At 74.6% G+C, this 17,721-nt stretch carries 15 protein-coding genes, 1 pseudogene and 1 riboswitch; of the genes and pseudogenes, 7 read left to right on the top strand and 9 right to left on the bottom strand.

All coding sequences use genetic code 11. The features are described from left to right. The first annotated feature begins 121 nt into the window (after positions 1 to 121). The 3 genes from ACZ6ZT_RS24220 to ACZ6ZT_RS24210 all read left to right on the top strand — a co-directional run bounded on the left by ACZ6ZT_RS24220 (position 122) and on the right by ACZ6ZT_RS24210 (position 4,247). Positions 122 to 526 carry a hypothetical protein gene (locus ACZ6ZT_RS24220; protein WP_469721961.1) on the top strand — a complete coding sequence of 135 codons (405 nt, stop codon included), beginning with the start codon at positions 122 to 124 and terminating at the stop codon, positions 524 to 526. A 169-nt stretch (positions 527 to 695) separates the two neighbouring features. After that, positions 696 to 2,759 carry a phage holin family protein gene (locus ACZ6ZT_RS24215; RefSeq protein ID WP_469722015.1) on the top strand — a complete coding sequence of 688 codons (2,064 nt, stop codon included), beginning with the start codon at positions 696 to 698 and terminating at the stop codon, positions 2,757 to 2,759. Positions 2,760 to 2,834: 75 nt separating this feature from the next. Then, entirely contained in the window at positions 2,835 to 4,247 is a 1,413-nt protein-coding gene (locus tag ACZ6ZT_RS24210; protein WP_469721960.1) for an amino acid permease, read from the top strand. Positions 4,248 to 4,336: 89 nt separating this feature from the next. On the opposite strand, the gene ACZ6ZT_RS24205 is transcribed toward ACZ6ZT_RS24210, so the two are convergent. After that, a complete protein-coding gene (locus ACZ6ZT_RS24205; RefSeq protein ID WP_469721958.1) occupies positions 4,337 to 5,923 on the bottom strand; it encodes an RNA polymerase sigma factor in 1,587 nt (528 codons plus the stop codon). A 238-nt stretch (positions 5,924 to 6,161) separates the two neighbouring features. Then, positions 6,162 to 6,923: a methyltransferase domain-containing protein gene (locus ACZ6ZT_RS24200; RefSeq protein WP_469721957.1), complete on the bottom strand. Its 762-nt coding sequence runs from the start codon at positions 6,921 to 6,923 to the stop codon at positions 6,162 to 6,164. Between the two features lie 57 nt (positions 6,924 to 6,980). Further along, positions 6,981 to 7,080: riboswitch (ZMP/ZTP riboswitch) on the top strand. A 95-nt stretch (positions 7,081 to 7,175) separates the two neighbouring features. Between ACZ6ZT_RS24200 and ACZ6ZT_RS24195 the strand changes: the two genes are divergently transcribed. Next, positions 7,176 to 8,057: a bifunctional 5,10-methylenetetrahydrofolate dehydrogenase/5,10-methenyltetrahydrofolate cyclohydrolase gene (locus ACZ6ZT_RS24195; RefSeq protein ID WP_469721956.1), complete on the top strand. Its 882-nt coding sequence runs from the start codon at positions 7,176 to 7,178 to the stop codon at positions 8,055 to 8,057. A 51-nt stretch (positions 8,058 to 8,108) separates the two neighbouring features. Here the strand turns inward: ACZ6ZT_RS24195 and ACZ6ZT_RS24190 are convergent, their stop codons facing one another. From ACZ6ZT_RS24190 to ACZ6ZT_RS24180, 3 genes are all read right to left on the bottom strand, one after another. Further along, on the bottom strand, positions 8,109 to 9,281 hold the full coding sequence (locus ACZ6ZT_RS24190; RefSeq protein ID WP_469721955.1) for an MAB_1171c family putative transporter: 1,173 nt from the start codon (positions 9,279 to 9,281) through the stop codon (positions 8,109 to 8,111). Continuing rightward, entirely contained in the window at positions 9,278 to 10,765 is a 1,488-nt protein-coding gene (locus ACZ6ZT_RS24185) for an NAD(P)/FAD-dependent oxidoreductase (protein WP_469721954.1), read from the bottom strand. The genes ACZ6ZT_RS24190 and ACZ6ZT_RS24185 overlap by 4 nt, the downstream gene beginning before the upstream one ends. A 193-nt stretch (positions 10,766 to 10,958) precedes the next feature. Continuing rightward, a complete protein-coding gene (locus ACZ6ZT_RS24180; RefSeq protein ID WP_469721953.1) occupies positions 10,959 to 11,735 on the bottom strand; it encodes a hypothetical protein in 777 nt (258 codons plus the stop codon). A 340-nt stretch (positions 11,736 to 12,075) separates the two neighbouring features. Between ACZ6ZT_RS24180 and ACZ6ZT_RS24175 the strand changes: the two are divergent. Next, positions 12,076 to 12,365: pseudogene (locus ACZ6ZT_RS24175) on the top strand (hypothetical protein). On the opposite strand, the gene ACZ6ZT_RS24170 reads toward ACZ6ZT_RS24175, so the two are convergent. Beyond that, positions 12,351 to 13,157 (bottom strand): helix-turn-helix domain-containing protein, encoded by an 807-nt coding sequence (locus ACZ6ZT_RS24170; protein ID WP_469721952.1) that lies wholly within the window; start codon positions 13,155 to 13,157, stop codon positions 12,351 to 12,353. The pseudogene ACZ6ZT_RS24175 and the gene ACZ6ZT_RS24170 overlap by 15 nt on opposite strands. 152 nt (positions 13,158 to 13,309) lie before the next feature. On the opposite strand from ACZ6ZT_RS24170, the gene ACZ6ZT_RS24165 reads away from it, so the two are divergent. Together ACZ6ZT_RS24165 and ACZ6ZT_RS24160 are read left to right on the top strand one after the other, a co-directional pair. Then, a complete protein-coding gene (locus tag ACZ6ZT_RS24165; protein ID WP_469721951.1) occupies positions 13,310 to 13,615 on the top strand; it encodes a 4a-hydroxytetrahydrobiopterin dehydratase in 306 nt (101 codons plus the stop codon). Further along, positions 13,615 to 14,367: a class I SAM-dependent methyltransferase gene (locus tag ACZ6ZT_RS24160; RefSeq protein WP_469721950.1), complete on the top strand. Its 753-nt coding sequence runs from the start codon at positions 13,615 to 13,617 to the stop codon at positions 14,365 to 14,367. Before ACZ6ZT_RS24165 ends, ACZ6ZT_RS24160 begins: the two co-directional genes overlap by 1 nt. A gap of 48 nt (positions 14,368 to 14,415) precedes the next feature. Here the strand turns inward: ACZ6ZT_RS24160 and ACZ6ZT_RS24155 are convergent, their stop codons facing one another. The 3 genes from ACZ6ZT_RS24155 to ACZ6ZT_RS24145 form a co-directional block, all read right to left on the bottom strand. Next, positions 14,416 to 14,841, bottom strand: a complete 426-nt coding sequence (locus ACZ6ZT_RS24155; protein ID WP_469721949.1) for an RICIN domain-containing protein — start codon at positions 14,839 to 14,841, stop codon at positions 14,416 to 14,418. Positions 14,842 to 14,852: 11 nt separating this feature from the next. Then, the gene (locus ACZ6ZT_RS24150; protein WP_469721948.1) at positions 14,853 to 15,701 is read right to left on the bottom strand and encodes an aldo/keto reductase; all 849 of its coding nucleotides are present in this window, start codon (positions 15,699 to 15,701) and stop codon (positions 14,853 to 14,855) included. A gap of 140 nt (positions 15,702 to 15,841) precedes the next feature. Next, on the bottom strand, positions 15,842 to 17,665 hold the full coding sequence (locus ACZ6ZT_RS24145; protein WP_469721947.1) for an AMP-dependent synthetase/ligase: 1,824 nt from the start codon (positions 17,663 to 17,665) through the stop codon (positions 15,842 to 15,844). Positions 17,666 to 17,721: the final 56 nt, after the last annotated feature.

The following is a 17,721-nucleotide window of genomic DNA, read 5'->3' as shown; positions in this document are numbered from 1 at the left end:
CGGCCCACCGAGCCTAAGCCTGCGCGGCTCTCCTCCGCTGACCTGCCCGCAAGCGCCCCCGGCAACCGGATCCCGGCCACCCCCTCCTCCCCGGGCCCGGATCGGAGTAGGGTCGGGCGCCATGGAAGCGCTGCGCGTGGCCGCGATCGCCAGCCTGGCCCCGCTCGAAGAACTCGACGCCGACCCCTTCGCCGTGGACACCCGCAGTCAGCACGCCATGTGCGCGCGCTGGGCCGCCGCACAGGGCTACGTGGTCACCCGCCACCTGCTCTTCTACGGGCTGCGGGCCGACCACTGCGGCCTGTGGTGCGACGTGGACGCCGGGCAGGTCGACCTGTTCGTCGCCCCCAACCGGCGGGTCCTGGCCCGAGCCCTGCGCTCGGTGGAGGAGTTCGCCGCCGAGTGCGCGCGGCGCGGCGTCCGCCTGGAGACCGCCGGACTGGACGAGCCGCGCTACACCTCCGCCATGAAGGCCGAGGTGCACCGGCGCCTGTCCATGCCCACCGCCGGGTACGACGGCACGTAGACCGCCCGCGCCCCCACCGAACTCCCGTGCGCGGCCTCGGCGACCGCCCGGATCGGGCCGCCTGTGCGACGCTGGCGGGGGGTCCGCGGGCGGGGCGCGGACCGTGGAGCGAGGCGGGTACGGCGTGCGGCGGAGGCGGTTGCGGTGGCGGGCCGCGGGCGGGGCACTTATACGGGTGGTCCTCGTCTGGGCGGCGTCCACCCTCACGATGCTCGCGCTCGCCGCGATCCTGCCCGACTTCCGCCTCCAGTCCGCCGACGGCGCCAGCGTCACCCGGGTCGGGCTCACCGCCGCCTGGGCGGCCGGAGCCTTCGGCCTGCTCAGCGCCCTCGTCTGGCCCCTCCTGGTACGGGCCGTGCTGCTCGTGCCCGCCCTGGTGCTCGGGCTCCTGGTGTTCTTCCTCAACGGCTCGCTGCTGCTCGCGGCGCTCGACCTGATCCCCGAGGGGCGCGGCGCCCGGGTGGCCCCGGAGACGGCGGTGGTCGTCGCCGCCGTGATGTCCGCCGTCGCGTCGGCCACCTCCACCGCCCTGGCGGTGCGCGACGACGAGGCGTACCGCCGACGCCTGTACCGGCTGGCCGACCGGCGCCGGCGCCGCCACGGGGCGCCCCCGGGCGGCGCGCCCGGGCTGGTCTTCCTCCAGCTCGACGGCGTCGGGCACGAGGTGCTGCGGCGGGCGGCGGCCGACGGCCTGATGCCGACGGTGGCCGGCTGGCTGGAACACACGCACCGGCTGACGCCCTGGCAGACGGACTGGTCCAGCCAGACCGGCGCCAGCCAGCTCGGCATCCTGCACGGCTCCACCTTCGACGTCCCCGCCTTCCGCTGGTACGAGAAGGACACCGGCGAGGTGATGGTCTGCAACCGGCCCAGCAGCGCCGCCGAGCTCCAGCGCCGGGCCGCCGAGCGGACCGCGGACGGCGGGCTGCTCACCCTCGACGGCGCCAGCCGCGGCAACCTCTTCAGCGGCGGCGCCGACCAGGTGGCCCTGGTCCTCGCGGTCGCCGCCCGCCGGGGCCGCGCCAACCGCTCCCGCGCGGGCTACTTCGCGTACTTCTCCGATCCGGCCAACGCCGTGCGCACCGCCCTGTCGCTGGTCGCCGAGGTGGCCCGGGAGATCGGCCAGTCCCTGCGGGCACGGCTGCGCAAGGTGACGCCCTGGGTCTCGCGCGGCGGGCTGTACCCGGTGCTGCGGGCCTTCGCGACGGTCGTCGAACGGGACGTGGTCGTCTCGGCGGTGATCGGCGACATGCTGGCGGGGCGCGCCGCCGTGTACGCGGACCTGGTGGCCTACGACGAGGTCGCGCACCACTCGGGGCCGCGCGGCCGGGACACCGACCAGGTGCTGGCCCGGCTCGACCGGAGCCTGGCGCTGATCGCCCGGGTCGCCGAGCACGCGCCCCGCGAGTACCGCCTGGTGCTCCTGTCGGACCACGGCCAGAGCCCTGGGGAGACCTTCCTCGCCCGCTACGGCCTGACCCTGAAGGACCTGGTCCGGGCCGGCTGCGGGCTGCCCGTCCCGCGCCGGGCCCGCCGCAGCCGCAGCGGCGCCGAGGCCCGCGCGGCCGTACTGGCGGCCCTGCGCCGGCCCGTCGAGGAGGACGAGGAGGCCCGCCCGGCGCCCGGCTCCGACCCGGTGGTGCTGGCCTCGGGCAACCTCGGGCTGGTCTCCTTCCCCGGTGTGCCGGGGCGGGCCACCCGGGAGTGGATCGAGCGCGCGCACCCGGCGCTGCTGCCCACCCTGGCCCACCATCCCGGGGTGGGTTTCCTGCTGGTGGACGGGGAGGTGCTGGGGCCGGGCGGGGCGAGCGCCCGGCTGGACGTGCCGGGGGCGGCGGAGGAGCTGCTGGCGGTCTTCGGCCCGGGCGCGGCCGACGCGGTCCGCCGTACGGACTCCTTCCCACACGTGGCCGACATCATGGTCAACTCCGCGTACGACCCGGCGACCGGGGCCGTGCACGCCTTCGAGGAGCAGATCGGCTCGCACGGGGGCCTCGGCGGAGAGCAGGGGCACCCGTTCCTGATGTGGCCGACGGTGCTGTCGGAGCCCGGCCCCGCGCTGGTGGGCGCGGAGGCCGTGCACCACGTACTGCGCCGCTGGCTGCGGGAGGCGGACGGGCCGCAGGTGCCCCTGACGGGCGCGGAGCGGCCGCCGGAGGATCGGCGGCCGGAGGCCGCATCGAGTGGAACCCTTCCTTCCGCATGCGTGCCCGCGCCGGACGAAACCCGGTGATTTGGTACGGACTTCGGCGTGGTCAACCATGTGGAGACCTGCCCACCATGTGAGATCTTCCGAGGCGCACCCCCGATGACCAGCACCGCAGCCCCACCCTCCAGCACCGAGACCGCCCCCGCGACCCCGTCGGCCCCCGCCCCCGCCACCGGTGCGGGCGGGCCGGCCGCCGACCGGCACGGCCGCGGCTTCGGCCTCCCGGTCGCCATCTGCCTGGTCATGGGCAACATCATCGGCGGCGGGATCTTCCTGCTGCCCGCCTCGGTCGCCCCCTTCGGCACGATCAGCCTGGTCGCCTTCGCCGTCCTGACCGCCGGCGCGATCGCCCTGGCCCTCGTCTTCGGCCGGCTCGCCGAGCGCCACCCGCGCACCGGCGGCCCGTACGTGTACGTCCGCGCCGCCTTCGGCGACTTCGCGGGCTTCCTCGCCGCCTACAGCTACTGGATCACGGCCTGGGTCTCGAACGCGGCCCTCGCGGTGGCGGCCGTCGGCTACCTCGCGGTGCTCTTCCCGGCCGTCGGCGCCCACACCTGGTCCCTGTGCCTGACGGCCCTCGCCGTCCAGTGGCTGCCCGCCCTCGCCAACCTGGCCGGCACCCGGTACGTGGGCGCCGTGCAGCTGGTGGCGACCGTCCTGAAGCTGGTCCCGCTGCTGCTGGTGGCCGTGGGCGGGCTGTTCTTCTTCGACCCGGCGAACCTCGGCCCCTTCCAGGCCACCGGCCAGGGCCCGGTCGGCGCCGTCTCCGCCTCGGCGGCGATCCTGCTCTTCAGCTACCTCGGCATGGAGTCCGCCGCCGTCAGCGCGGGCGAGGTCCGCGATCCGGCCCGCAACGTCGGCCGCGCCACCATCCTCGGGACCGGGGGCGCCGCCGTCGTCTACCTCCTCGGCACCCTCTCCGTCTTCGGGCTGGTCTCCCACGCGAAGCTGGTCGACTCCCAGGCCCCCTTCAGCGACGCCGTCAACGCGATGTTCGGCGGCACCTGGGGCGGCACCCTCGTCGCCTGCGCCGCCGTGATCTCGATGCTCGGCGCCCTCAACGGCTGGACCCTGCTCAGCGCGCAGACCCCGTACGCCGCCGCCCAGGACGGGCTCTTCCCGAAGGTCTTCGAAACCAAGCGGCGCGGGGTCCCCGTCGTCGGCGTCCTGGTCACGGCCGGGCTCGCCTCCGCCCTCACCGTCTACAACTACACGGCCGGTTCCGACGGCGTCTTCGAGATCCTGGTCCTGGTCACCACCTTCACGGCGACCGTCCCCTACCTGCTGTCCACCGCCGCGCAGCTCTACTTCCTGGCCTCCGGCCAGGGGGAGCGGGTCCGGCGCGGCCGGCTGGTGCGCGACGCCGTCCTGGCCGCCCTGGCCTTCGGCTTCTCGATGTGGCTGGTCGCCGGCTCCGGCTACGCCGCCGTCTACCAGGGCGTGCTGTTCCTCTTCGCGGGCGTCCTCGGCTACGCCCTGATGGCGGCCCGCAAGCGGCGCGCCGCCGGCTGACCGCCCCCCCGCCCCCCGATACGCGCCTGCCGCGCGGGACGGAGCACTCTCCGTCCCGCGCGGCAGGTTCCGTCGTATCCGACCGGGGATCAGTCGAGGTAGTCGCGCAGCACCTGCGAACGCGAGGGGTGACGCAGCTTCGACATGGTCTTGGACTCGATCTGGCGGATGCGCTCACGGGTGACCCCGTACACGCGGCCGATCTCGTCCAGCGTCTTCGGCTGGCCGTCGTTGAGGCCGTAGCGCATGGAGACCACGCCCGCCTCGCGCTCCGAGAGCGTGCCCAGGATGGACTGCAGCTGCTCCTGGAGGAACGTGAAGGACACGGCGTCGGCCGGGACGACCGCCTCGGAGTCCTCGATGAGGTCACCGAACTCGCTGTCGCCCTCCTCACCCAGGGGGGTGTGCAGGGAGATCGGCTCGCGGCCGTACTTCTGGACCTCGATGACCTTCTCGGGGGTCATGTCGAGTTCCTTGCCCAGCTCCTCCGGAGTGGGCTCCCGGCCGAGGTCCTGGAGCATCTGGCGCTGCACGCGGGCGAGCTTGTTGATGATCTCGACCATGTGGACGGGGATGCGGATGGTGCGCGACTGGTCGGCCATGGCGCGCGTGATCGCCTGCCGAATCCACCAGGTCGCGTACGTGGAGAACTTGAAGCCCTTGGTGTAGTCGAACTTCTCCACCGCGCGGATCAGACCGACGTTGCCCTCCTGGATCAGGTCCAGGAAGAGCATGCCGCGGCCGGTGTAGCGCTTGGCCAGGGAGACCACGAGGCGGAGGTTGGCCTCCAGCAGGTGGTTCTTGGCCCGGCGGCCGTCCTCGACGAGGATCTCCAGCTCGCGCTTGAACGCGGGCTTGTGGTCCTCCTCCTCTTCGAGCTTGTACTCGGAGAACAGGCCCGCCTCGATGCGCTTGGCGAGCTCGACCTCCTGCTCGGCGTTGAGGAGCGGCACCTTGCCGATCAGCTTGAGGTAGTCCTTGACGGGGTCGGCGGTGGCGCCGGCCACCATGACCGTCTGCGCCGGAGCGTCGTCCTCGTCGTCGTCGGACAGGACGAAGCCCTGGGTGCCGCCCGTCTTGGGCGTCTCCTCCTCGGCCTCGTCGGCGAGGTCCTCGACGGCCCAGTCCTCGCCCTCGGCGGCCGGGGTCTCGGCCTCGTCGCCGTCCTTGCCGCCGGCCTTCTTCGTGGCGGCGGTCTTCTTCGTGGCCGTGGCCTTCTTCGCGACGGCCTTCTTGACCGTGCGCTTCTTCGGCTCGGCGGCGGCCCCGGCCGTCGCCTCGTCCTCGGCGGCGGCCGGCGAAGCGGATATCGCCGCGGCGGTGGCCGGGGCGGCGGTGGCCGCGGTCTTGCGCGCGCCGATGGGGCGCGGCGCGGCGGCGGCCTTCTTCGTCACGGTGCGGGCGGGGGCGGCGGCTGCCTTGCGGGGCTTCTTGGCGGCGGCCTTCGTGGCGGGGGCGGCGCTGACGTGGAGAGCGACACCCTCCTCGTCCAGGACCTGGTTCAGGCTGCGCAGGACCCGCTTCCACTGGTCCACCGGGATGCGGCCGGCCTCGAAGGCCTGACGCACATCGTCACCGTTGATGTGACCCTGCTCGCGGCCGCGCTCGACGAGCGCGACGAGGGCCTCCGATTCGGCGATCTCCGGAGGGAACGTACGGGACGGGCTGAGCGACACAAGGAGCCTCTCGTTGCGAACAGATAAGGGGTGGGCGGGACATCATCGCGCGAACTCGGGAAACAGACCCGAGGGGGGTCGGTATTCCGGGGCCGCGCGAGGACACCTGTCGGTTCATCGCATGCCCGAGTCGATTCGTTACGCGCTGAATTGAGTGACCTGCGCCACGCTGTGGCCGCGCAACCGATCCCACGCGGATCCGTCCGCCCCGGATCCGCGCCTTCCGCAGGTCCCGACGTCAGCCCTTTTTGCGGGCTTCGATCAAGAACCGGGCGGTGTGCGCGACGAACGGGCCTTCGCGCTCGATCCGTTCGTGGAGCTCGCGCAGCCGGTCCCGGTACTGCCCGACCGTGAAGCCGGGCACCATCCAGATCACCTTCCGGAGAAAGTAGATCACGGCTCCGATGTCATGGAATTCCGTCCGCAGCCGCTCGGAGCGCAGATCGACGACTTCCAGGCCCGCCTTCGTGGCGTCGGCGACCGCGTCGTCGGGGTGCCGGCCGCGCCGCACCTCCTCGGGCTGCGGGCCGAGGAAGTACTCGACGAGCTCGAACACGCTCGCCGGACCGACCTGCTGCGAGAGGTACGTGCCGCCCGGTGTCAGCACCCGGGCGATCTCCTCCCACCAGATGGTCACCGGGTGCCGGCTGGCGACCAGCTCGAAGGCCTCGTCGCCGAAGGGCAGCGGCGGTTCGTCGGCGTCCGCGACCACCACCGCGCCCAGCGGGTGCAGCAGCCGCGTCGCCTTCCCGATGTTCGGCGGCCAGGACTCGGTGGCGGCGGTCAGCGGCGGCAGGGGACCGGCGCCGGCGAGCACCTCGCCGCCGCCGGTCTGGATGTCCAGGGCGGAGCGGACCCGGGCCAGGCGCTCGCCCAGCAGCCGCTGGTACCCCCAGGAGGGCCGCTGTTCGGTGGCCCGGCCGTCGAGCCAGGAGAAGTCCCAGCCGTCCACGGAGACGGAATCGGCCTCCGCGACGAGATGGTCGAAAGTGCGCGTCATGTCCCGATCGTCCCAGGTCGAGGCTCCGGCAACCACCGGATACCTCGACTAGACTGTGCGACGGGCCGTGACTGGCGTTCGGGTGGATCACCACCGGGGAGCGGCCCGGCGTACGGCCACCTCCGTACGTCGACTGCCGCGCGCCTGGGCGACACGCGATCCACGTTCCGCGATCCACATCCCGTGATCGATGTCCGTGATCGGCGTCACACGTTCCGCGTTCCGCGCCCGCAGCGACGTCCAGGAGACCCCATGACGACCGCCACCGCCCGCCTGATGGACGGCACCGCCCTCGCCCGCCGCATCTCCGAGCAGACCGCCGCCCTCGCGGCGAAGATCACCGGGCGCACCGGCACCGCGCCCTGCCTCGCCACCGTCCTCGTCGGCGAGGACCCCGCCTCCGTCACCTACGTACGGATGAAGCAGAACCGTTGCGCCAAGGCCGGGATCACCTCCCGCCACGTGGAGCTGGCCGCCTCCACGACCACCGAGGAGCTCGTCGCCGCGCTCACGGCCCTCTCCGAGGACCCGGAGATCAGCGGCATCCTGCTCCAGCACCCCGTCCCGCACCACATCGACGAGCGCGCCGCCTTCGAGGCCATCGCGCCGGGCAAGGACGTCGACGGGGTGACCATGCACTCCTTCGCCGCCATGGGCTTCGGCCTGCCCGGCTTCGTCTCCTGCACCCCCGACGGCATCATGCGGCTGCTGGAGGCGTACGACGTCGACCTCACCGGCAAGCACGCCGTCGTCGTCGGCCGCAGCGCGATCCTCGGCAAGCCCGCCGGCATGCTGCTGCTGGAGCGCAACGCCACGGTCACCTACTGTCACTCCCGCACCGTGGACCTGCCCTCGATCGTCCGCCAGGCCGACGTGCTGGTCGCCGCCGTCGGCAAGGCCGAGTTCATCCGGGGCGAGGACATCAAGCCCGGCGCGGTCGTCCTGGACGCCGGTTACAACGAGGGCAACGTCGGCGACGTCCACTTCGAGTCGGCCGCCGCCCGTGCCTCCCTGATCACCCCGGTGCCCGGCGGAGTCGGCCCGATGACCATCGCCGTCCTGCTGGAGCAGACCGTCCGGGCCGCCGCCGCACAGGCCGGCCTGGACCTCGCGGAGCTCCTCGCGGACCACTGACCGCGCGCGCCCGGGCCGGGGGCCCCGCGCCGGCTCCGGCCGGGCGGGGTCTCAGCGGCCGGCCGCCGCCACGATGGGGGAGGTCCGCAAGGCCCGGGCGAGGGCGGCCAGCGGCGGCCCGTCCAGGCGGTGCCCGGCGTCCTCCCCGGCAGGCCGGGACGGGGGCCGCACCGTGCCCGCGCGGTCCGCGGCCTCCCGGCTCCGGCAGGCCGCGGCGAGCATGGCGGCGTCCGCCACCACCGAGGCGGCCGCCCCGTCCAGCCCCTGGCCGCGCGCGGCCTCGTACGCCGCCTCCCGGACTGCGGGGTCGAACCAGCCGGCCAGGGCCAGCAGCCCGTCGTCGATCACCGACTCGCGGTGGACCAGCCGGATCCCGAGCGGGGACCACCAGGCCAGCGGCACCGTCGTCACGCTGCGGGACGCGAAGGGGCGCAGCGCGCTCCACAGCGGGCGCAGCAGGCGGTACTGGCGCAGGTCCCGCCAGAACGCCGAGCCGCCGGCCAGCGGCACGAGGAAGCCCGCGCCGACCATCAGGGCGGAGGCGGAGGCCAGCGGCGGCGCCACGTCCGTGGACAGCGCCACCCAGTCGCGGCCGCACCAGCGGCCCGCCACCGCAGCCCACTTGGCGGCGAGGCAGGCCAGGTCCAGCAGCCCGCCCAGCACGATCAGCGCCAGCCCGCCGCGCAGCGGCCGCAGCGAACGGCCCGCCCGCCGCAGCCACTTCGCGCACAGCACGGTCAGGGCCGAGGTGCCCGCCGTGTGCGCCGCGAGATAGCAGACGATCATCTCCCGGATCCAGGGCGTCGTCGCGTAGTACGTGTCCAGGTCCCGCAGCCGCTCCACCGGCGCGTCCCCGATCACGAACAGGACGACGATGGCCGCGGCCGCCGCGCCGAAGACGCCCACCGTCAGCCGGGTGGCCCGCCGCACGGCCTCGGGCGGACCGCCGCGCCACTGCAGGACCAGCACCACGCAGACCCCGGAGAACAGCGTGAGCAGGCAGAACACCAGCGGCGCGGAGAAGTTGACCACCCCGGTCGCCCGGTTGACCGCCGCGATCGTCGGCGGTGAGGCCAGGAAGGTGATCGGAGCGCCGAGGACGAGCAGCGCGCACGCGGCCCGGTTCAGCGGCCGGTTCCAGTCCCGGAGCAGGGCCGGCGCCTTGACCAGCAGCGCCAGGACCATGAGGGACCCCGGCAGGCAGTCCAGGAACCTGCCGCTCACCGGGCCTGTCCGACGGGATCGGCGGGGTCGGCCGGGCCGACGGGGTCGGCGGGACCGGCCGGGCCGGCCGGGTCCACCGCGCCGGCCGGCGCGTCCAGGCCGGCGACCGCGCGTTCGGCCGCGGTGAGCGGCGGCGCCTTCAGGGCGCCCCGGTCCGAGGCGCGCAGGACGTGCCAGACCACCGACGGGCGCAGCCAGTCGGTGGGCGCACCGCTCATGGTGATCACCTTGAACAGCGCGGCGGTGAGCACCTCGTCCGTGGTGGCCCCGGTCATCAGCCGGTCTACGTACGCGTTGAGCAGACCGCTCCCCGCCTTCGGCTTCATCCCGGTCGCCCCCGGGTACAGGATGTCCTGCGAGGTGGCCAGCTCCCAGGCGGTGGCCACCTGCGGCACCAGCGCGCGCTGCGCCTCGCGGCCGATGCCGGGATGGGCGAGCCCCTTCTCCCGGAGCAGCGCCCGTACGGCCAGCAGCCCCTGGGCGGCGACCGTCATCCCCTGCCCGTACAGCGGATTGAAGGTGGCGACCGAGTCGCCGACGGCGAAGAAGCCGTCGGGCAGCGCCGCCTTCTCGAAGTAGATCCGGCGGTTGGCGGTGCCCGGGGTGACGGCGACGTCCGTCAGGGGCTTCCTGCCCTCCAGGAGCTCACCGACGATCGGGTCCCGCATGCCCTTGGCGAAGGGGATGAACCGCTCGGGGTCGCCGGTCGGCTGCCCGCCCCGGGTGCCGGAGAGGGTGGCCTGCCAGCGGCCGTCCTCGATCGGCACGATCGTGGCCGTCTGCCCCGGTACGGGCACCCGCGGGTCGGACTGCACGTTGACGATGGGGAAACCCGCCTCGTGCGCCCCGGCCGGGGCCTCGAAGATCCGGGTCGCGTAGACGAGGCCGGAGTCGACCCCGGCCTGCCGGATGCCGTCCACGCCCAGCGCCCCGAGCCAGGCCGTCGCCCGCGAGCCGCGCCCGCTCGCGTCGACCACGAGGTCGGCCGCCACCAGCCGTCCCCGCTCCTCGGGCGTGTCGACGCGGACCCCGGTGACCCGGGCCGCCGTGCCCTCCAGGCCCTGGACCCGGCTGCGCTGGAGCGTGCCGACCCCCGGGAGGCCGGTGACCCGGGCGCGGAGCACCGAGTCGAGCAGATCGCGGCTGCACGAGATGTTGAACTGCTTCTCCGCGCAGCGCGGGATCCAGCCCTGGGCGGTCATGGTGACCAGGTCGGTGGGCAGGCTGCGGCGCAGGGCGCCCGCGGCCGTCAGCTCGTCGAGGATGCCGGGCAGGACCGCCTCCATGGCCCGGGCGCCGCCCGACCACAGCAGGTGGGTGTGCCGGCCCTGCGGCAGGCCGCGGCGCGGGGCCGGCCCCTCGGGCAGCAGGTCCGCGTCGATGACGGTGACCGTCGCGTGCTCGGCCAGCACGGCGGCGGCGAGGAGCCCGGTCAGACTGCCGCCGATGACGACGGCGTGGCGGCGCGGGGAGGACTGGTTCATCGTGTCGTGCTCTCTGTCAGGGGCCGTGCCCGGAGGCAGCGGCCGCGCGGGGACGCGGGGACGCGTTGACGCGGGTCAGGCGGTTCCTCGGCGGGACGGGGTCGCTCCGCTCGGCGGGGGTACGTGGCGGGACGGGGATCATGTGGCGGGCCGGGAGCCACCCGGTGAGGCGGGCGGCACGGCCCTACGGGGATCACCCGGCGGGGGACGGACCACCCCAGGCAGCCGGGCCGCCGACGGGAGCCCGGCCGCCCGCAGGGGACGGGCCGTCTGCGGCAGGCGGGCCGCCGGCCGGGGCGGGGCCGCCGGCGGGGGACCGGCCGTTCGCGGCAGCCGGGCCGCCCCCGGCAGCCGGGGCGCCCCCGGCGGACGGGCTGCCCGGTGGGCGTGGGGGGCCGGGGTGACACGTGCTGCCCCAGCCGAGCGAGGTGTTGATGCGCTCGATCGCCCCGGGGAACCGCTCCTCCCGGGGCGCCGGCAGATAGGGCCGGAGCAGCTTGCCCAGGTGCAGGCCGAAGGTCTCGGCCCGGACCTCCACCGGATCCCCCTGGTCGGCCCGGGCGGCCACCTGCCGGACCACCGCGTCGAGCCCGCCCTCGCGGGCCAGCAGATCGGCGAGGGCGGCGTGGCGTGCCGTCAGCCGGGCCGCCACCGCCCTGCCCGGTCCGAGCTCGTAGCCGATGCCCTCGTCCACGTGCCACAGCTCGTGGCAGGCGATGACGAGCTGGTGCTCCGGCCGGGTGCGCTCCTCGACGACCACCAGGTCCCGGTCCTCCAGCTCCAGCCACAGCCCACTGGCCGACTCCGGCGGGAAGGAGGTGAAGTGGAAGTCCACCGGCCGGCCGCCGCGCCGCCGCTCGAACGCGGCGCAGAGGGCGCCGAGGATCCCGGCGACGTCACAGGGCGGCACGATCCGTGCCTCGGCCAGCAGTTCGGCGCCGAGCCGGCGCATGGCCCGGGTGGTCCTCATGACGCCGTCCCGCCGACGGGGCTGTGGGCCACGGTGGGTTCGGGTCGGGCGGCGGCTCGCACCGGGTCATTCTCCGTTTGTCGACAAGGCGTTCGAGTGAGGGGCTCGGGGCAGCCTAGCCGCCGCTCCCGCCCCCAACCAGCGCCCGCCCAAAAGGCGGGCGCCGGACGCTCCCCGGCCCCCGCTCCGCCGCCTTGACCTCGCAGGTAATCGACCCGCGCCCCGGCACCCCGGCACAGTGAGGACACGGGTTCCGGGGCCGCGCACTCGGCTCCGGGATCCGGCGACGCCCCGCCATCGCCCCGCCCCGCCCCACGACCTCGACGGAGGCTGGTCCGCCATGTCCGCGACCCTGTTCACCGCCCTCGCCCGTACCGGCGCCCCGCAGACCGCACTGCGCCGCTTCCTCGCCCTCGACGCCGTGGTCACCGCCGGGAACGGACTCGCGTACGCCGTCTTCGCCGGCCCCCTCGCTACGCCTGGGCGGCCCTCAGCCCGCTCTCGCTCGCCCTGTGGTTCCCGCCCACCGCGGCCGCGGCGGTGTGGATCCCGGCGCAGGCCCTCGTCGTCGCCGCGTTCGCCCTCGTCCAGCAGTCGGCGCTCCGCTCGGCCCGCTCACGGGCCCAGTGAGCGCAGGTACTTCACCGTCGCCGGGTCCGCCGGGAGGAAGGTCTCGATGGCCAGTTCGGCGACGGTCACGTCCAGCGGCGTGTTGAAGGTGGACACCGACGACACGAAGGACAGCAGCTGCCCGTCGTGCTCGATCCGCAGGGGCAGTGCGACGTACGGATACCCCTCCACGCCCGCCTCCGCCGCCTCCGGCCGCTCCCGCTCCCGCTCCGGCGGTACGGGGTAGGCCGCGACCTCCTCGTACAGGGCGTGCAGCGGCGCCGAGCGGACCAGCGCCATCTGCCGCTCCATCTGCTCCAGCAGGTGGCCGCGCCACTGCCGCAGGTTGCGGATCCGCGGGGCGAGCCCGCGCGGGTGGAGCGTGAGCCGCATGGCGTTCAGCGGCGGCGCCAGCAGCTCCTCCGCGACCCCCTCCAGCAGCATCGCGACGCCCCGGTTGGCCGCCACCACCGTGTACGTCCCGTCCACCACCAGCGCCGGGTACGGCTCGTAGCCGGCCAGGAGCCGCTCGATGCCCTCCCGGAGGGCGCCCATGGCCGGGGCGTCCAGCGGGGTGTGCGCGTACCGGGGGGCGTGACCGGCGGCCATCAGCAGGGCGTTGCGGTCCCGGACCGGCACGTCCAGGTGCTCGGCGAGCCGCAGCACCATCTCCTCGCTCGGCCGGGACCGCCCGGTCTCCACGAAACTGATGTGCCGGGACGAGGAGCCGGCCCGGCCCGCCAGCTCCAGCTGGCTGATCCCGCGCCGCTCCCGCCAGGTGCGCAGCAGCGCGCCCACACTTGCCGTCGTCATGCCCCGAAGGTAGCCGAGCCCCCCGCCGCCGGGAGCGTGCGGTGCCGGGGCGCGTGCGCCGGAGCACCCGGGCGCACCGTGGCGCGCGAGGGTCGTACCGGCGCCCGCTGTGGGAAACTGACCGTACGTCACCGGGATGAAGGAGAACGCGGATGCCGAGCGAACCGCTGTCGCAGAAGGAGATCGAGGACCGGCTGCGCGAGCTCCCCGGCTGGGCCTTCGAGGACGACCGGATCCTGCGCACCTACCGGCTGCCCACGCACCGCGCCGCCAGCGCAATGGTGGCCCATATCGCGGTGGTCCAGGACGAGTTGAACCACCACAGCGACCTCACCCTCGGCTACGACACCGTCCGCCTCGCCGTGAACAGCCACGACGCGGGCGGGCTCGTCACCGAGAAGGACTTCGGCCTCGCCGAACGCGTCGAAGCCCTCGCCCCCGCCCATGGGGCCGCCTGATGGCGGGGGCGCGCCCCCTGCTCGACTACGACGCCGAGGCGGGGAGCTACGACGCCACGCGCGGCGGCGTCCCGCGCGCCGAGGCCGCCGCCGCGGCGGTGCTCGGCCTGCTCCCGCCGCACGCCCGCACCCTCCTCGACCTCGGCTGCGGCACCGGCATCGTCACGGCCCGGATCACCCGGCCCGGGCTCACCGTCCTCGGCGCCGACAGCTCGTTCGGGATGGCCCGCACGGCCGTCCGGCGCGGGGTGCCGGCCGTCCTCGCCTCCGGCACCCGGCTGCCGCTGCGCCCGGCCTCCCTCGACGCGGTCGGCGCCGTCTGGCTGCTGCACCTGCTGCGCGCACCCGGCGCCGTGGCGGCCGTGGTCGCGGAGGCGGGGCGGGTCCTGCGGCCCGGCGGGGTCCTCGTCACCACCGTGGACAAGGACGCCGCGCACGACGTCGGCAGCGACATCGACACCCTGTTCGCCCCGCACCTGACGGACCGGCCCGCCGACGACTCGCGCACGGTGGAGGCGTACGCGGCCCGCGCGGGCCTGCGCCCGGACCGGGAGACCCGGTTCACCGGCCACGGCCAGGGCCGCACCCCGCGCGGCGCCGCCGCCGACCTGCTGGCCGGGCGCTACGCCTCCCGGATCAGGCCGCGCGGCACCACCGTGGCGGAGCTGGCGGCCCGGTTGGCGCACCTGCCCGGCCAGGACGCCCCGCGCGCGGAGCCGACGTACCGCGTACGGAGCTTCGTACGCCTGTGAGGACGCGGGCACCGGGGCGGACCCCCGCGTCCGCCCCGCCGGGGCGGGTCAGGCCGGTTCCAGGCGCCACCACTGGGACGGGGAGTCGGTGTCCTCGCCCTGTCGGGCCCGGCCCTCCGGACCGGTCTCCAGCGGGAGGCCGCTGATGCAGGCGACCAGCGACACCACCCCGGGGGCGTCGAGATGCTCCTCGACGAGCCACTCCTGCGCCCCGAAGGCGTTGGCCCGCCACACCTGTACCCGGGCGCCGCTCTCCGTCGACGCGTTCGCGACGTCGAGGCGGCGGCCGTTGTCCTCGCTCACCACATGGAAGATCCCGCCGCCGCTGTGCACCGGCGAGATCCGCCACCGGCGGGCCCCCGCAGGCGCGGGCGGCCCGTCCGGGCCCACCCGTACCCGCGAGGCGCCCTCCAGCTGGAGCACCAGGCCACTGTCGACGTTGCGGATCCGGTAGACCCCGTCCGGAAGATTCACGCGCGCGGCCCTCAGACGTCGAAGACGGCCGGGTCCGGACCGATCCGCCGGCCCGCCGCGCTCGCGCCCAGCGCGTCCAGCGCCGCGACGTCGGCGGCGTCCAGCTCGAAGCCGAACACGTCCAGGTTCTCCCGGATCCGCTCCGGCGTCACCGACTTCGGGATCACGACGTTGCCGTGCTGGAGGTGCCAGCGCAGCACCACCTGCGCCGCGCTGCGGCCGTGCCGGTCCGCGATCCCGACGACGGTCGGGTGCGTCAGCAGCTCCTTGCCCTGGCCCAGCGGGGACCAGGCCTCGGTGACGATGCCCCGTGCGGCGTGCAGGGCCCTCAGCTCCTCCTGCGGGAAGAGCGGGTGCAGCTCGATCTGGTTCACGGCCGGCACCAGGCCGCTCTCGCCGGCCAGCCGCTCCAGGTCCGCCGGGCGGAAGTTCGACACGCCGACCGCCTTGGCGCGGCCGCTCTCCGCGATCTCCTCGAAGGCCTTCCAGATGGCCAGGAAGTCGTCGCGCATCGGGCGCGGCCAGTGGATCAGGTACAGGTCGAGGTGGTCGAGGCCCAGCTTGTCGAGGGACTCGTCGAAGGCGCGCAGCACCTCGTCGCGGCCCCACCGCCGGTCCGGGCCGTTCCACAGCTTCGTGGTGACGAACAGGTCCCCGCGCGGCACCCCGGACGCGGCCAGGGCCCGGCCGGTACCGCGCTCGTTGCCGTAGACCGCCGCCGTGTCGACGCTCCGGTAGCCGGCCTCCAGGGCCGTCCCGACGGCGCGTTCGGCGTCGGCGTCCGGGACCTGCCAGACGCCGAAGCCGAGCTGGGGCATGAGCGTGCCGTTGTTGAGCTTGATGGTGGGGACCTGGTTCACGTCTGGTCGTTCCCTCGGGGTCGGTGCGGTGTGGCCCGTGCCACGGCGTACGAGGGGCGACAACCGGCCCTCAGCACACCGTATTCCCGCTCTCGGGGTGATCATCCGGGGCGGCGGCCGGCTCCCGGGCGGGCGCACGCTCACGACGGGTAGAGGCCGGCCACCTCCCGCGCGTACGCCTTCTCGATGGCCCGGCGCTTCAGCTTCAGCGACGGTGTCAGCAGCCCGCGTTCCTCCGTGAACTGCCCCGGCAGCACCCGGAAGGCCCGGATCCCCTCGGCCTGCGAGACCAGCGTGTTGGCCGCCACCACCGCCCGCCGCACCTCCGCCGCCAGCTCCGGATCGTCCACCAGCTCCTCGGCGGGCCGCTGCGCCAGCCCCCGCATCGACAGCCAGTGCGCGATGCCCTCCCGATCCAGGGTCACCAGCGCCGCGATGAACGGCCGGTCGTTGCCGACCAGTACGCAGTGCGACACCAGCGGATGGGACCGGACCCGCTCCTCCAGCGCGGTCGGCGCCACGCTCTTGCCGTTGGAGGTGACCAGGATCTCCTTCTTGCGGCCGGTGATCGTCAGGTACCCGTCCCGGTCCAGCCGCCCCAGGTCGCCGGTCGCCAGCCAGCCGCCGCGCAGCACCTCCTCCGTACCGCGCGGGTCGTTCAGGTACCCGGAGAAGACGTGGCCGCCGCGCAGCCACACCTCCCCGTCGTCGGCGATGTGGATGGTGCAGCCCGGGATCGGCGGCCCCACCGTCCCGTACTTCGTCGCCCCCGGCGGGTTCGCGGTGGCGGCGGCCGACGTCTCCGTCAGTCCGTACCCTTCGAACACGGTGATCCCGGCGCCGTCGAAGAACAGCCCCAGCCGCCGCGACATCGCCGACCCGCCCGACATCGCGTGCCGCACCCGCCCGCCGAGCGCCTCGCGGACCTTCCCGTACACCAGCCTCTCGAACAGCTGGTGTTCCATCCGCAGCCCGGCGGAGGGCCCGGGCCCGATCCCGAAGGCCTTCTGTTCGCGCGCCTCCGCGTACCGCACGGCCGTCTCCACGGCCCGGTCGAAGGGACCCCGGCGTCCCTCCGCCTCCGCCTTGCGGCGGGCCGCCGCGAACACCTTCTCGAAGACGTGCGGGACCCCCAGCACGAAGGTCGGCCGGAAGGCGGCGAGGTCCGGCAGCAGTTCGGACGCCGCCAGCACCGGCTGGTGCCCCAGCTTCACCCGGGCCCGTACGGCGGCCACCTCCACCATCCGCCCGAAGACGTGCGCCAGCGGCAGGAACAGCAGGGTGGACGGCTGCTCGCCGGGCCCCGCCCGGAACACCGACTCCCAGCGGGCCACCATCGTGTCCGCCTCGAACATGAAGTTCGCGTGGGTGAGCACGCAGCCCTTGGGGCGGCCGGTGGTGCCCGAGGTGTAGATGACGGTGGCGACGGCGTCCGGGGTCACCGCGCGGCGGTGGCGGTGCACCACGTCCTCGGCCACCGACCGCCCCTCGGCCACCAGTTCCGCCACCGCGCCCGCGTCGAGCTGCCACAGCAGCCGCAATTCCGGCAGCCGCTCGATCACCGAGCCGACCGTCATCGCCTGGTCCTCGTCCTCCACGACGCACCCGGTGCAGGCGGAGTCGTAGAGGATCCAGTGCACCTGCTCGGCGGAGGAGGAGGGGTAGACGGGCACCGGCTGGGCGCCGATCGCCCACAGCGCGAAGTCGAACAGGGTCCACTCGTAGCGCGTACGTGACATCACGGCGACCCGGTCCCCGAACCGGATCCCCTGCGCCAGGAGCCCCTTGGCGAGCGCCAGCACCTCGGCGGCCAGCTCCTGAGAGGTGACATCACGCCAGATTCCGTCCGACTTGCGCCCGAGCACGACCCGGTGCGGATCCTCTGCGGCATGCTGGAACACGACGTCGGCCAGACCGCCGACCGGCGCTCCTGTGACCACGGGTGGCACGGTGAACTCGCGCAACGTCCCGCTCCTCTCGGTGCTGGGCGCCGCGACGCTACCCCAACCACCCCACCGAC

The organism is Streptomyces sp. NPDC102258 (assembly GCF_055584685.1).
The sequence above is the reverse complement of the archived record's forward strand: the minus strand, read 5'-3'. Positions and strand labels throughout refer to the sequence as shown.

What these genes read in the sequence shown, in the direction of transcription:
- ACZ6ZT_RS24220 (WP_469721961.1), top strand. Translation starts at nt 122, where the DNA reads ATGGAAGCGCTGCGCGTGGCCGCGATCGCCAGCCTGGCCCCGCTCGAA.
- ACZ6ZT_RS24210 (WP_469721960.1), top strand. Translation starts at nt 2,835, where the DNA reads ATGACCAGCACCGCAGCCCCACCCTCCAGCACCGAGACCGCCCCCGCG.
- ACZ6ZT_RS24200 (WP_469721957.1), bottom strand. Translation starts at nt 6,923, where the DNA reads ATGACGCGCACTTTCGACCATCTCGTCGCGGAGGCCGATTCCGTCTCC.
- ACZ6ZT_RS24195 (WP_469721956.1), top strand. Translation starts at nt 7,176, where the DNA reads ATGACGACCGCCACCGCCCGCCTGATGGACGGCACCGCCCTCGCCCGC.
- ACZ6ZT_RS24185 (WP_469721954.1), bottom strand. Translation starts at nt 10,765, where the DNA reads ATGAACCAGTCCTCCCCGCGCCGCCACGCCGTCGTCATCGGCGGCAGT.
- ACZ6ZT_RS24180 (WP_469721953.1), bottom strand. Translation starts at nt 11,735, where the DNA reads ATGAGGACCACCCGGGCCATGCGCCGGCTCGGCGCCGAACTGCTGGCC.
- ACZ6ZT_RS24170 (WP_469721952.1), bottom strand. Translation starts at nt 13,157, where the DNA reads ATGACGACGGCAAGTGTGGGCGCGCTGCTGCGCACCTGGCGGGAGCGG.
- ACZ6ZT_RS24165 (WP_469721951.1), top strand. Translation starts at nt 13,310, where the DNA reads ATGCCGAGCGAACCGCTGTCGCAGAAGGAGATCGAGGACCGGCTGCGC.
- ACZ6ZT_RS24160 (WP_469721950.1), top strand. Translation starts at nt 13,615, where the DNA reads ATGGCGGGGGCGCGCCCCCTGCTCGACTACGACGCCGAGGCGGGGAGC.